The 13,350-nt window shown below is 49.3% G+C and carries 14 protein-coding genes and 3 pseudogenes; 8 read left to right on the top strand and 9 right to left on the bottom strand.

The window, feature by feature from the left end:
* The first annotated feature begins 39 nt into the window (after positions 1–39).
* Positions 40–354: a DUF3579 domain-containing protein gene (locus tag KMZ15_RS08320; protein ID WP_223692552.1), complete on the top strand. Its 315-nt coding sequence runs from the start codon at positions 40–42 to the stop codon at positions 352–354.
* Positions 355–377: 23 nt separating this feature from the next.
* Here KMZ15_RS08320 and KMZ15_RS08315 read toward each other — a convergent pair whose 3' ends face one another.
* Together KMZ15_RS08315 and KMZ15_RS08310 are read right to left on the bottom strand one after the other, a co-directional pair.
* On the bottom strand, positions 378–1,658 hold the full coding sequence (locus KMZ15_RS08315) for an FAD-dependent oxidoreductase (protein ID WP_223692549.1): 1,281 nt from the start codon (positions 1,656–1,658) through the stop codon (positions 378–380).
* A 42-nt stretch (positions 1,659–1,700) separates the two neighbouring features.
* A complete protein-coding gene (locus KMZ15_RS08310) occupies positions 1,701–2,639 on the bottom strand; it encodes an NAD(P)-dependent oxidoreductase (protein WP_223692547.1) in 939 nt (312 codons plus the stop codon).
* 235 nt (positions 2,640–2,874) lie between these two features.
* Between KMZ15_RS08310 and KMZ15_RS08305 the strand changes: the two are divergent.
* Positions 2,875–3,190: pseudogene (locus tag KMZ15_RS08305) on the top strand (DUF3579 domain-containing protein).
* 530 nt (positions 3,191–3,720) lie between these two features.
* Here KMZ15_RS08305 and rpsT read toward each other — a convergent pair.
* Positions 3,721–4,011, bottom strand: a complete 291-nt coding sequence (gene rpsT / locus KMZ15_RS08300; protein ID WP_223692544.1) for a 30S ribosomal protein S20 — start codon at positions 4,009–4,011, stop codon at positions 3,721–3,723.
* Positions 4,012–4,172: 161 nt separating this feature from the next.
* On the opposite strand from rpsT, the gene murJ reads away from it, so the two are divergent.
* Entirely contained in the window at positions 4,173–5,723 is a 1,551-nt protein-coding gene (gene murJ, locus KMZ15_RS08295) for a murein biosynthesis integral membrane protein MurJ (protein ID WP_223692542.1), read from the top strand.
* Between the two features lie 38 nt (positions 5,724–5,761).
* Here murJ and adk read toward each other — a convergent pair whose 3' ends face one another.
* The 4 genes from adk to lpxK all read right to left on the bottom strand — a co-directional run bounded on the left by adk (position 5,762) and on the right by lpxK (position 8,587).
* The gene (gene adk, locus KMZ15_RS08290) at positions 5,762–6,430 is read right to left on the bottom strand and encodes an adenylate kinase (RefSeq protein ID WP_223692539.1); all 669 of its coding nucleotides are present in this window, start codon (positions 6,428–6,430) and stop codon (positions 5,762–5,764) included.
* A gap of 79 nt (positions 6,431–6,509) precedes the next feature.
* Positions 6,510–7,361 carry a 3-deoxy-manno-octulosonate cytidylyltransferase gene (gene kdsB / locus KMZ15_RS08285; protein WP_223692536.1) on the bottom strand — a complete coding sequence of 284 codons (852 nt, stop codon included), beginning with the start codon at positions 7,359–7,361 and terminating at the stop codon, positions 6,510–6,512.
* Between the two features lie 16 nt (positions 7,362–7,377).
* Positions 7,378–7,584, bottom strand: a complete 207-nt coding sequence (locus KMZ15_RS08280) for a Trm112 family protein (protein WP_223692534.1) — start codon at positions 7,582–7,584, stop codon at positions 7,378–7,380.
* Positions 7,565–8,587, bottom strand: coding sequence for a tetraacyldisaccharide 4'-kinase (gene lpxK / locus KMZ15_RS08275; RefSeq protein WP_223692531.1), 1,023 nt, complete (start codon positions 8,585–8,587; stop codon positions 7,565–7,567). Before lpxK ends, KMZ15_RS08280 begins: the two co-directional genes overlap by 20 nt.
* Positions 8,588–8,883: 296 nt before the next feature.
* On the opposite strand from lpxK, the gene xseA reads away from it, so the two are divergent.
* Together xseA and KMZ15_RS08265 are read left to right on the top strand one after the other, a co-directional pair.
* The gene (xseA, locus tag KMZ15_RS08270; RefSeq protein ID WP_223692529.1) at positions 8,884–10,128 is read left to right on the top strand and encodes an exodeoxyribonuclease VII large subunit; all 1,245 of its coding nucleotides are present in this window, start codon (positions 8,884–8,886) and stop codon (positions 10,126–10,128) included.
* Between the two features lie 84 nt (positions 10,129–10,212).
* A complete protein-coding gene (locus KMZ15_RS08265) occupies positions 10,213–10,794 on the top strand; it encodes a superoxide dismutase (RefSeq protein WP_223692526.1) in 582 nt (193 codons plus the stop codon).
* Between the two features lie 43 nt (positions 10,795–10,837).
* On the opposite strand, the pseudogene KMZ15_RS08260 reads toward KMZ15_RS08265, so the two are convergent.
* Positions 10,838–10,963 (bottom strand): annotated as a pseudogene (locus KMZ15_RS08260) (DUF192 domain-containing protein); the annotation flags it as partial.
* Positions 10,964–10,997: 34 nt separating this feature from the next.
* On the opposite strand from KMZ15_RS08260, the pseudogene KMZ15_RS08255 reads away from it, so the two are divergent.
* From KMZ15_RS08255 to rhuM, 3 genes and pseudogenes are all read left to right on the top strand, one after another.
* Positions 10,998–11,251, top strand: a pseudogene (locus tag KMZ15_RS08255) (IS481 family transposase); the annotation flags it as partial.
* The gene (locus KMZ15_RS08250; protein WP_223692524.1) at positions 11,200–11,421 is read left to right on the top strand and encodes a hypothetical protein; all 222 of its coding nucleotides are present in this window, start codon (positions 11,200–11,202) and stop codon (positions 11,419–11,421) included. The pseudogene KMZ15_RS08255 and the gene KMZ15_RS08250, both read left to right, overlap by 52 nt.
* Positions 11,422–12,444, top strand: coding sequence for a virulence protein RhuM/Fic/DOC family protein (gene rhuM, locus KMZ15_RS08245; protein ID WP_223692521.1), 1,023 nt, complete (start codon positions 11,422–11,424; stop codon positions 12,442–12,444).
* A 179-nt stretch (positions 12,445–12,623) separates the two neighbouring features.
* Here the strand turns inward: rhuM and KMZ15_RS08240 are convergent, their stop codons facing one another.
* Positions 12,624–13,109, bottom strand: coding sequence for a DUF192 domain-containing protein (locus KMZ15_RS08240; RefSeq protein WP_223692519.1), 486 nt, complete (start codon positions 13,107–13,109; stop codon positions 12,624–12,626).
* Between the last annotated feature and the right edge of the window lie 241 nt (positions 13,110–13,350).

Here is a 13,350-nt window from a genome sequence, read left to right as displayed (position 1 = left end):
ATCGCAACTGCTTTACACCGAAATTTGCCAGTTTTTTCCATGATCAAAGCGTTACCAAGTGAATATTTTATCCAGGGCGTGACTGAAGACGGGCAGAGATTTCGGCCAAGTGATTGGCCGGAGCGATTATGCGGTGTGATGTCGTCATTTGGGCCTGGCGCCAGCGGCCCGAACGCGCGGCTCAAATATTCTTTTTATGTGCGGCCAGTGATGGTGGGCGATCTAAAATGCGTGGTTGTCGATGAACAGCTACGCACAATTGAACCGATGGCGTTTGATTTCGTGATGAATTTTGCGAAGGATAATCAACTGGTTGTGACCCAAGCGTGTTCGCTGCCTGATTCTTCTGTATAGTCTAAAGCCTAGCCTAGCGGTTGCTATTTATCAAAGCAGCTAGCATGAGCTGTACTACTCGCTGACGATTGGCGTTGACCCAGTTCGACGACCTGTCTTGCATATCTTGGAATCCAGGATAGTTTTCCGCTGTCCAATGAAATCCAATTATCTGCGATAGCTTTGATGCCAGTTCCGAGGCGGTGATGGACTGTTGAGTTCAGGTCATACATATCCGCATTGCCGGTGTGGTAAACGACGCCAGCGGCTATGCTTATAGGTTTAACACCTTTTAGCGCTGGCATAAACTGGCTTACCCCGTGGCTAATTAATTGAGCTAAATCTGCCTGTTCTGATTTCGGCAGCTTGCCAGAAATCATCGGTAGCCATTCTTTGGGTATGCTGTTTTCACTGGTGGCATTTGACACCGGTTCATACATCATCAGCGCGGTTCCATCTCCACAGTTCGTGAAAGAAAAGAGTGGGCCGTGTACAGTAATCAAAGATGGCAAGGTTATAAGATCGCCTGCAAGTTGCACCCTTGATATAACCCGCAGCCGGTATGTGACGCTAGAGGGCTCGTCAACTTTGAGATGGCGCGCCATGCTAGCGTCGAGTTTTCTGCGCGAGGCCCAACTGGCATTGAGCACGCAGTTGGCGCTGAAGTTCCGAATGGAACCATCACCCACTCGCACGCGCAATCTGACGGCTTCTTTGCCGTTTGCCGTTATGGGGTATCCTTCAAGCGCTTCATGGTTTGTTAGTATGGAGATGTTCGGATGACTCTGCGCTGCGCTCATCACCTTAGCGCTTAGCGCAGGAAGGTCCACAAAATGCTCTAGCGTGCTAGCGACCGACAGTATTGTGCTGGGGTTAAAGATGTGCCGCCATTCTTTCTCGTCAAGCACTCGGTAAAAATCCTCGGGTGCACCGAAATTTGCTGTGTGTTTCGTAAATTCCTGAGCATAACAAGAGCGTAGGGAATCTGCTATTGCTAGCCACTCTGTTTTACTTGTGAACGAATTGACGGCAAGAGCACATAAGCCATTTTTGAATGGAGAAATAGAAGCCACTTTGGGCTTGAGCAGGACATCACCAAAATCCTTAAGAAAGTCGAAGGCCGCAGGTATGCAGTCCAGCGCTGTTTCGAGGCTTCCTGGGTAGTGCCAGCCAAGGTGAATCCTCGCCATGTTGTGGCGAGTGGCGCCATCCATCAGTTTGTTGGCACTTTCAAGGAGGGTAACCTGAAAACCTACATCGGCTAGGCTCTTGGCGCAATGCAGACCAGCGAAGCCGCCTCCAATCACTATATAATCGCTATCCATGATCCTCAGGCTCCTAAATGGGTTTGCTACTATTATTGTAAGTTATCCGTGAGCAATCTTGTGCTGGCCCTTGATACTGGGCGTTTGCCTGTATTGGAAAATCAATTTTTCAATTCCATCTTGAAGTGGAACTTTTGCCCGCCAATTTAATACTAAATTCGCAAGCTCAGTATTGCCAACAAAACTAGATATATCAAAGGTGCGGGGTGGGACCTCAATATATTTAACCTGAATTAAACTGAATCTTTTTGCTAGTTCTGACAAATCCCATAAAGTTATAGCTTGGCCACTTGTAAAATGCACAGTGGGTAAATCTATACACCCATCCTGTAATTTGTGAATGACTTTTATCAAACCATCAACCACATCGTCAATATGTGTGAAATCAAAAGTATGACTTCTCCCTTCAATCTGCATGGTGCCGCCGAATGCAGCTACACGACAAAAAGCTGGAATAACCCGGTCAATATGATCATCGGTTGATCCATAGACACCTGAGAAACGAACAGTCGCAGTCTGTAAGCCATTTTCACGATATTCCGCTACTAATTTTTCAGCAGCAACCTTAGAGCGCGCATAGATATTTAACGGTAATAAATCAGCATCCTCACTAACTGGCAACTTAGTTTGCTGACCGTAAACTTCACGGCTACTGGCATAAATAATCCAGGGTTTATTAGGTAAAGTATTTATTGATTTAAGTATATTATGGGTTCCATCTACATTCATTTCCCAGCAAAGCTCGGGGGTTTTTTCACCAGCAATAACTCTGGAAACGGCCGCCAGATGTACAATGCCTACGCATTCAGCAGTTAATGTTTTAAATGAACGATGGTCGCGTATATCTCCATGCTCTTCATGATGAATTGGATAATTTATATCTATTCCAATTACCTGCATGCCCAATTGTTCTAAACTCTTTTTAAGAGCATTGCCAATTAGCCCTTTGGATCCCGTAATCAAAATTTTATCTTTATGCATGGCCTTATACCAAAAATAATATTTGAAATAGTTTTCTGCCCAATTTTTCTTTACTTTTTATACTAAGAGTGTATGTGCCTACTCTTGACTTGAAGATTATCACAGACGACTAGCGAGCGCACTTTTTTATCTTGTCATTTTTCCTGTATCTCCACAGGCTATGACTTGAAGTGATGTAGCTTGCTTCTACGCCATAATCGCAACTGCTTTACACCGAAATTTGCCAGTTTTTTCCATGATCAAAGCGTTACCAAGTGAATATTTTATCCAGGGCGTGAGTGAAAACGGACAGAGATTTCGGCCAAGTGATTGGCCGGAGCGATTATGCGGTGTGATGTCGTCATTTGGGCCTGGCGCCAGCGGCCCGGACGCGCGGCTCAAATATTCTTTTTATGTGCGGCCAGTGATGGTGGGCGATCTAAAATGTGTGGTTGTCGATGAACAGCTACGCACAATTGAACCGATGGCGTTTGATTTCGTGATGAATTTTGCGAAGGATAATCAAACTGGTTGTGACCCAAGCGTGTTCGCTGCCCGGCCCTGCCGTATAGTCTAAAGCCTAGCCATAGTTTGTTAGTATAGAGATGTTCGGATGACTCTGCGCTGCGCTAATCACCTTAGCGTTTAGTGCAGGAAGGTCCACAAAATGCTCTAGCGTGCTGGCGATCGACAGTATTGTGTCGGGGTTGAAGATGTTCCGCCATTCTTTCTCGTCAAGCACTCAGTAAAAATCCTCGGGCGCACCGAAATTTGATGTGTGTTTCGTAAACATCAGCATGGCATCCGTGGCATCTAAACTCAAACTGCCATCAAACCGCGACATAAACCCCAGGCTTGCTGCTTGAAGTGGAAATAGTCTACGTTGCTGCTTTGACCTGCCGTAGGTAACCGCGGCGGGCGTAGCCGATCCGGGTATGGATATGCTGGATTACGGGCTTTTGCCTTTTTCAATGACCGGTTGCTATACCTAGCTAGAGTGCAAAAGCCATGCAAAACAAGGCGAGGGTTGCGACTCTCACCTAATACCAAATAAGGGATTGCGGTACTTTCTTATTGACAGTGACCGCTATTTCTCTTTTTGTTATTCAGCAGCAGCAACTGCTGCTGGCACAGACAAACTCTTCACTGCAGCAGCCAGACGGCTTTTGTGACGAGCTGCTTTGTTTTTATGCACGAGCTTTTTGTCGGCAATAATATCGAGCGTTTTCGATGATTGCTTAAATACCTCATTCGCTTTGCTTGCGTCGCCGGCTGCAATAGCCTTGCGAACAGCTTTAATTGCCGTGCGCAGTTTTGAGCGCAAAGCAGAATTATGAGAATTAGCTTTAGCGGCTTGGCGAGCGCGCTTGCGAGCTTGTGCAGAGTTAGCCATGACAATTCCTTTTTGTGTCTGTTCAACCGTAGGATTTCCGACGCAAACAAACGGAATCGGAAAATGACGGGAGTTTCTAGAACCGGTGATTATAACAAGGCCTGCATAAAATTAGCAAATTTAGCGAAATCGGCTTTCTAGGCTACGTATAATATTGGCGCATGAATCTACTTAAAACGCTTTTCACGGTGAGCGGATTTACCTTGCTCTCGAGGATCACTGGCTTAGTTCGTGAAATGCTGTTCGCCCGCGCATTTGGAACCAGTCTATATACCGACGCGTTTAATATCGCCTTCAGAATTCCGAATTTACTTCGCCGCTTGTGGGCCGAAGGGGCCTTTTCGCAGGCCTTTGTGCCCATCTTGGCCGAATTCAAGAACCAGCAAGGCCAGGCAGCGACTAAAGCGTTAGTCGACGCGAGCGCGACGGTATTACTATGGATTCTTGTGCTGCTATCGGTACTGGGGGTGAGCGGGGCTGCGTGGGTTATTTGGGGGGTTGCAACCGGGCTGCAAGCAGATGCGCACGCGTTTTCTGCCGCCGTGTTTATGACACGCGTCATGTTTCCTTACATTGCATTGGTTTCGCTGGCTTCGCTGGCGTCTGGCGTACTGAATACATATCGGCATTTTTCACTGCCGGCAGTGGCTCCCGTTTTGCTTAATCTGAGTTTTATTGTGGCCTCGCTATGGGTTGCGCCTTACCTGGACACGCCTATTTATGCGCTTGCTTTTGCGGTGATTGTTGGGGGTGTTTTGCAGTTGGCCGTGCAATTGCCGGCGCTGGCAAAACTTGGCATGCTGCCAAAAATTAGCGTTCATCCGTTGCAGGCATTGGCGCACCCTGGCGTTAAGAGAATCCTGGCGAAGATGCTGCCGGCTACTTTCGCGGTATCGGTTGCACAGCTTAGTCTGCTGATCAATACCAATATTGCATCAAGGCTGGCGTCAGGCAGTGTCTCGTGGTTATCGTACGCGGATCGCTTAATGGAGTTCCCAAGTGCTTTATTAGGCGTGGCGCTGGGCACCATTTTGCTGCCAAGTTTGGCGCAGGCGCATGCTGAAGCGGATGCCGTTGAATATTCAGCGTTGCTTGATTGGGGCCTAAGGTTGACGTTTTTGCTCGCGACACCAAGCGCAATTGCGCTGTTCATTTATGCTGAGCCGCTGATTGCAACGCTGTATCACTATGGCCGTTTTAGCGCAGTTGATGTCGCGATGGTGAGCCGTGCTTTAAGTGCCTATGGAATTGGGCTGGTTGGGTTAATTTTGGTTAAAATTCTCGCGCCAGGCTTTTATGCCAAGCAAGATATCAAAACGCCCGTCAAAATCGCCTTGTTTGTGCTCGCCATGACGCAATTGTGTAATTATTTCTTCGTACCGTTTTTTGCCCATATGGGGTTGTCATTGTCGATCGGAATTGGCGCGTGTATCAATGCGTTACTGCTTTTTGTTGGCTTATGTAAAAAGGGCTTTTATACGCCATCGCCGGGTTGGGGGCGCTTTTTTGCGCAACTTGCTTTGGCTTGTTCTGTCTTGGCGGGTGTCCTGTGGTGGTTCCGCCAGCGTTTCGACTGGATTGAGCTAGGTGCCTCGCCGCTCTTAAGAATGGCTTTGCTGGCGGCCAGTTTGATAAGTGTGGCAGCGGTTTATTTTGCGATATTGTGGCTGTTGGGATTCAACTACACTTGGTTCAAACGACAGATGCGGTGATGGATTCCGCATCTGTACGTTATTGATTGATTTTGTTTTTATTGCAGCGCATCAAAAATCCGCTGGCGAATTTCGTCAACGCTGCCTTGCCCGCTGATGCGCCGGTATTGGGGCGCTGAAATCGGGCTATTGTTGTTTTCAACGCGGTTCGCCCAATTAGCGTAGTAATCGACTAATGGTTTGGTTTGCTCGAGATAGACAGACAGTCGTTTGCGGACCGTCTCTTCCTCGTCATCTTTGCGCTGAATAAGCGCCTCACCTGTAACATCGTCTTGGTCTGCCACCTTGGGCGGCTGAAATTTTATATGGTAGCTGCGGCCCGAGGCGGGATGCACGCGGCGCCCGCTGATGCGCAAAATAACTTCATCAAATGGCACATCGATCTCAACCACATAGTCAAGCGCCACGCCAGCGTGTCGCATTGCTTCAGCTTGGGGCAAGGTGCGCGGGAAGCCATCAAAAAGATAGCCGTTGGCACAGTCGGGTTGCTGTAAGCGCTCTTGGACCAAACTAATGATGAGTTCATCTGGCACCAACTCTCCAGCATCCATAAATCCGCGAGCTTTGAGGCCAAGCGGTGCTCCTGCATTGATAGCGGAGCGGAGCATATCACCGGTCGAAATTTGCGGGATGCCAAATTTTTCTCGGATAAAGTTTGCCTGGGTACCCTTGCCTGCGCCAGGGGGGCCGAGCAGGATCAAACGCATGATGTGATTCTCCGAATAGTGTGGTTTATTGCACTACGCAATATGTAAAAACAACTGGATTATGCCATGGTTGCTTGGCTTAAGTTTTTTGACTTGAATTAGGGCGCGCATTTTGCGTAGCTTGAAAGAGCTTGCGCACACGAGCAAGGTCCGCTGGCGTATCAACACCCGCGCTGGGTACTTGGTCTGTGATCAGCACCGCAATACGCTCGCCATGCCAGAGTGCGCGTAATTGCTCAAGGGCCTCAGCTTTTTCAAGCGGCGCCGCGGCTAAATGTGGGAGGCGGCGCAAAAAAGCGGCACGGTATGCATATAATCCGATGTGCCGATAGACGGCGCAGGGCGGGCTTGGCATCGCTTGCAGATTGGGCCAGTGGGCCTGGTACGCATCGCGCGCCCATGGAATCGGTGCGCGTGAAAAATAAAGCGCGCGGCCACCTATATCAAGCACGGTTTTAACCACATTAGGATCAAATATCTCTGAGGGATCCGTGATCGGGTGCGCCGCGGTGGCGATGGCGCACTCTTTTTGACTGGCTAGATGGGCGACGACACTTTGTATCAGTGCCGGTTCTAACAAAGGCTCGTCACCTTGCGTATTGACCACAATTGTCTCGTCGCTCCACCCAAAATGCTCAACCACTTCAGCTAATCGATCCGTGCCAGACAGGTGAGTTTGGCGCGTGAGTACAGCTTGAAAGCCATATTGGTGCGCAACCTCGATAATGGCTTGCGTATCGGTGGCGATAATCACCTGTTGCGCGCCGGCTGCACGCGCGCGCTTGGCAACATGCACGACCATCGGTTGCCCGCCAATCTCAAGCAGCGCTTTGCCAGGCAAGCGGGAGGACGCTAGCCGAGCCGGGATGACGGCGATAAAAGGTTGAGGGGCGAGCGCATTAACTGCGCTAGAGCCAGCGAGATCACGCATTTGAAGAATATATTGATTACTCAGGTTTGCTGACGGCTACCGGTTCAAGCAGCTTGCCTTCGACGGTTTGGCGAGCTTGTTCAACAATCATCACGGGAATGCCGTCGCGAATCGGGTAAGCGAGTTTATCAACATGGCAAATCAATTCGTGCGCTGCACGATCATGAGTGAGTGCGCCTTTGCATAATGGGCACACCAGAATTTCAAGTAAACGAGGATCCACGGACTTTCTCTGTAATAAGGGTCAGTAGGCGTGAATCAAGCGTAGCATCAACTGGAACAACCCACAGCCGCGCATCACGCCAACCTTGGCATTTTACTGCATCCTTTTCGGTAATTAGAATGATTTCAGCGGATGTATGGATAAACGGATTAGCGCTATAAGCAAAATGATCGGGCAGCGCCCGTGTCGCTGTTAAGGTGAGACCCTGCGTGCGCAAAGTTGAAAAAAAACGTTCGGGCTCACCAATACCCGCTGCGGCCAAGATGCGTTTGTCAACAAATTGACTCAGTGGTCGGCGCAAAGATGGGTTATCTAAATGCCAGGCGGCTCCTGTGGTCAAGTTTAATGTAAAAGTGTTTGGCCAACTCGGTAACGCATGAGGAGAGGGGCCGTTAATCAAGGTTGCATCGCGCCGGCGGGACATCGGTTCGCGCAATGGGCCGGCAGGTAAGAGTAAACCATTTCCGCCGAGCCGCTGATCGAAGACCACCAATTCGACTGCACGGGCGAGTCGATAGTGCTGTAAGCCGTCATCGCTGATGATCAAATCAATCTCTGGATGTGCTGCGCATAATGCGCGTGCGGCAGCGACTCTATCAGGGCAGACCCATACTGGCGCACCTGTGCGTTGGGCAATTAAAAGCGGCTCGTCGCCGACTTCAGTCGCATCGGATTGCGCGCTGACTGCACGTGGTGCTTTAATCTGCGCACCATAGCCCCGTGAAATAACGCCTGGATTAAACCCTGCACGGCACAATCCGTCGATCAGAGCAATCACGACAGGGGTTTTGCCGGTACCGCCAACGGTGATATTGCCAACAATGATGACTGGCACAGACATACGCTCAACCCGGCGTAAGCCGGAGGTAAAACTTGCTCGCCGTAACGCGGCGATGATACCGAATAGGTAAGACAGTGGTCGTAGCGCCCAAGAAAATAAACCTCTACGTTGCCATTCGCGCCATACATACTGCTCGCAGTGGAGTTTCCAGTTTTTTAGCATATCTATGCTGAGCCATCCTAATTTCAGTGAGCCGATCGCGATAGCGCTTAAGTACGATATCGCTTAAATACCTTAGATTTAGCAAGGTTTATCGACGGTAAGTCGAGGATTTTTTAAAAATCGCTAACATTGCTGGTCAATACCGCAATGGATAGACAGGTTGACGTAAAAAATTATACGTAAAATGCGTGTTGTATGTAATATTTGTAATGTTTGTTCTCGATAAATAGGTAACTTCACGTATGTCACTATAAAATATGCGATATAGCAAATGATCTCAATCGACCAAAAGATATATGGAAATTAAAAGCAGTTGGCCAGTGTCAAATGGTGGCGAGACGGTTCTTTCTGTGTCGGCATTAAATGGTGCAATAAGCACGGCCCTTGAACGGACATTTCCGCTCATCTGGGTGGCGGGTGAAGTGTCGAATTTTACCTGTGCGGCAAGCGGCCATTGGTATTTTTCTTTGAAAGATAGCGCGGCTCAGATTCGTTGTGTCATGTTCCGTATGCGGGCGCAGTCAATGTCGTTTGTTCCGGCGAATGGAGATCGGATTGAAGTACGGGCATTGGTCACAGTCTATGAACCAAGAGGTGAAGTCCAACTCAAGATTGAATCCATTCGTCGCACCGGGCAAGGCCAGCTTTATGAGGCTTTTTTACAACTTAAGCAAAAACTTGAAAGCGAAGGATTGTTTGCAGCATCAAGAAAACGAGAGCTGCCTCCTTACCCTCGAACGATCGGTATTGTTACGTCGTTGCAAGCGGCTGCGCTACAAGATGTTTTAACCACCCTTAGACGTCGCGCACCGCATCTGTCTGTCATTGTGTATCCATCTCCAGTACAAGGGGTAGAGGCAGCTGCTAAACTAGCCAAAATGATCGAATGTGCCAATCAGCGGGCTGAAGTTGAGCTGCTGATTATTTGCCGCGGAGGTGGCTCACTGGAAGATTTGTGGGCCTTCAACGAAGAAACTTTAGCGCGTGCGATTGCGGCCAGTCACTTACCTATTGTCAGTGGCGTCGGCCATGAAACTGATTTTACGATTGCGGATTTTGTGGCTGATCAACGCGCACCCACTCCAACTGGCGCGGCTGAGCTGGTGAGTCCGGCCCGTGAGATGTTATTGCGCGAGCTTGAGCAATCTCGGCGACAGCTAATGCGTGCTTGTGCTCGTTTAGTCGAAGGGCGTGCACAGCAGTTGGATTGGCTGGCACGTGGCTTACTGAACCCGGCTGAGCGACTGCGGCGGCAACAAAATCAGCTGCAGCAGCACGCTACGCGTTTAGCCATGGCCTTTGCGCAGCCACATGCACAGCGGCGCGCAACGCTGCGTGAAGCGGCTGCGAAGCTCGAGCTTTTAAGCCCGCAGCGCACCTTAGAGCGAGGGTATGCTGCTTTAATAGACCCCCGCAGTCAACACGCGATACGCTCCCCGGCCGCTTTAGCAAAGATGTCTCAGATTGTGGTTCATTTAGCGCAGGGCAGCGCAGATGTGGAGCTGACTCGGGTACAGCCACGCTCGGCAGTCGCGTTCTAATTTGCTCGGATAGACTAAGTCGCCTAAAATGATTGATTAATTCTTCCACATTTATTTAGCCAGTAGAAAAAAGGAAATTTACCCATGGAACATATTCTGCCTGCTTTGCCATACGCAAAAAATGCACTCGCGCCCCATATGTCAGAAGAAACGCTTGAGTTTCACTACGGCAAGCATCATCAAACGTATGTTACGACTCTGAATAAATTAATTGTAGGGACAGAATTCGAGAGTTTGTCGCTTGAAGCCATCATTAAAAAAGCCTCTGGCCCGATTTTTAACAATGCTGCCCAAATCTGGAATCACACTTTCTTCTGGCATAGCTTATCGCCACAAGGCGGTGGGCAGCCAACGGGCGCGCTGGCTGAGGCGATCAACCGCCAATGGGGGTCATATGATCAATTTAAAGAAGCCTTCACTAAGGTTGCTATTGGCACTTTTGGCTCTGGTTGGGCTTGGCTGGTCAAAAAAACCGATGGTTCACTCGATCTTGTTTCAACCAGTAATGCGGCGACCCCGCTCACGACGGATGCAAAACCGTTGCTGACATTAGATGTTTGGGAGCATGCCTATTACATTGATTATCGCAATGTGCGTTTGAATTTTGTAGGGGCGTTTTGGAATATGGTGAATTGGGAGTTTGCGGCGCACAACTTCGGCGCTTAAGCGATTCATATAGTGCGGCAAGAAGCTGACGCTAGACTCAGATTTAGCGGAAGGTTTCTTGCCATGCAGGCAACCCACCGATCGCCATGCCAGGCTGGATTCCTTTTACAGCAAACCAGCCTCGCTTCATTTCAAGGGCATAGCGGCCAGCCCGCGTAGGGCTGTGGTTAGATGTAACGGCTCGCTTTTGAAACCGGACATACTCGCAATCAGCGCACTTTCTGGCTCAGATCGTCATGCTGGCACTTGGTATCGAATGGCAGACGCACATTCCGGCCGGCAAAGATGGAGCTTGCACGACAGCACGCTCGAAGGGCAAAGTAGAACGACCATTTCGGACGGTCAAGGAGGCGCATGAAACGCTGTATCATTTTCACAAGCCGGAAACGGAGGCACAGCCAATGAGTGGCTGATGCGCTACTTGTTGCGTTACAACGATCAGGAACATTGTTCCGAGAAACTGACCTGGAACCGACATTAACGCGCCACGGCTATCGCCTGAAGGATATAGTCGCGCAGTTCGATGCCAAATCAGCAGAAATCAGAGCGCTATTCAACAATCAGCTTGATCCGACCCGAACGGCAGAGCTACGGGACCGGATGCTTGCAGCCGGATTGCCTATATAAATGAGTCGCGAATACAAATTGAAGATAGAAACAACACAGCAAAATTTGGTGATTTTCCAGGATGCAGGTCAGCTGGTTGAGGTGAGGCTGGATGCCGAACGAGATACAGTGTGGCTGACGCAGCGTCAAATGGCAGACTTGTTTGAAACTTCAACAGACAATATTAGCCTGCATCTCAAAAACATTTATTCCGATGAAGAATTGAACGAAATGGCAACTACCGAGGATTCCTCGGTAGTTCGCCAGGAAGGCAGCCGGCAAGTCACCCGCCAGGTGAAACATTACAATCTCGATGCGATTATCTCAGTTGGCTACCGCGTCAGTTCCAAACGCGCTGTGTTGTTCCGCCAGTGGGCCACGCGCATTTTGCGTGAACATTTAACCCAGGGCTATACCCTTCACCGTCAACGCTTCGAGTCCAACGCCAATGAACTGGCAACCGCATTGGAATTGATCAGGAAAACCGCACAAGATTCTAATCTGTTGACCGATACAGGACGCGGTCTGGTCGATATTGTCACCCGCTATACACAAACATTTTTGCTCCTGCAACGCTACGATGAGGGGCTGCTGATCGAGCCACTAACGCAAGCTGGTGGGGTACTGCCAACGTTGGATGAGGCACGACAGGGATTGATCCGGCTCAAAGCAGATTTGATCGCCCGCGGCGAGGCTACCGAACTCTTCGCCAACGAGCGCGGAGATGCCTTTGCCGCGTTGCTGGGCAACCTCGACCAAACGGTGTTTGGTGATCCGGCCTATCCTAGCGTCGAAGCCAAGGCAGCCCATTTGCTTTATTTTGTTATCAAAAATCATCCATTTTTTGATGGCAACAAGCGTAGCGGTGCCTTTCTATTTGTGGATTTCCTCAATCGAAATGGCCGCTTGCTCAACAAGCACGAGCAGCCTGTTATCAATGACATTGGCCTTGCTGCTTTAGCGTTGTTAGTGGCTGAGTCTGATCCGGCGCAAAAGAAGACGATGATCCGCTTAATCATGAACATGCTGACGCAGGGTGCCTGAAAGAATTTCTTTGCACTTAGTGTGAGCACACGGCGATAGAATGCGAGCCAATGGCTATAAATGCAAGTTCATTTGCAGTTAATCTGAGCGCAGAAAATGCGCTGATTGCGAGCATGACCAGTTTCAAACGCGAGCCGTTACACATATAGTGCGGCAAGAAGCTGACGCTAGGCTCAGATTTAGCGGAAGGTTTCTTGCCATGCAGGCAACCCACCGATCGCCATGCCAGGCTGGACTCCTTTTGCAGCAAACCAGCCTCGGTTCATTTCAAGGGCATAGCGGCCAGCCCGCGTAGGGCAGTGGTTAGCCATTGTCTCAGGTTTCATTTCAGCGATGTCGGTGATGGTGCCGTTATCGTCAATAAAAGCGATTGAAAGCGGGAGCTTGGTGTTTTTCATCCAAAAGCAATGCTGAGCGCTTTCATCAAAGACAAATAACATGCCTTCATTGGGCCCGAGGTTGGTGCGATGCATTAAGCCTTGCTGGCGGTTAGCTTCATTCGCCGCGACTTCAGCTTGTACTGTATGTATGCCGATGGCGAGAGTTATCACTGGAAGTTTTCTGTGGTGTTTAAACGGGACCGACTGAGCTTGAGCGGAAGTGGCAAGTAACGCTATGCCGCCGATGCAGAGGCTCGCAGCTAAAACAGTGATCAATTTTCTCATTTTCATCCTCACAAGGTAGGGTATTAATTAAAATCTCTCATCGTCAGTTTTCCTTTGCCAATCTTTCCAGTACTCGCAGGCTCGGTCTATACCTGCGTATTGTGTTCGTTTATCGCCAATCAAGGTAAATATTTTTCTCAGCGGCAGTCAGGTAAAAGTACTCATGCTTAATCGGTGTATAATTCTTATGTCTTATATAAGAGTTGGCTAAATCTCTTAAGCCCTTTATGTGTATCTAAAC

Source organism: Mycoavidus sp. HKI (assembly GCF_020023735.2).
Lineage (GTDB): Bacteria > Pseudomonadota > Gammaproteobacteria > Burkholderiales > Burkholderiaceae > Mycoavidus.
This window is presented reverse-complemented; position numbering and strand designations above follow the sequence as displayed.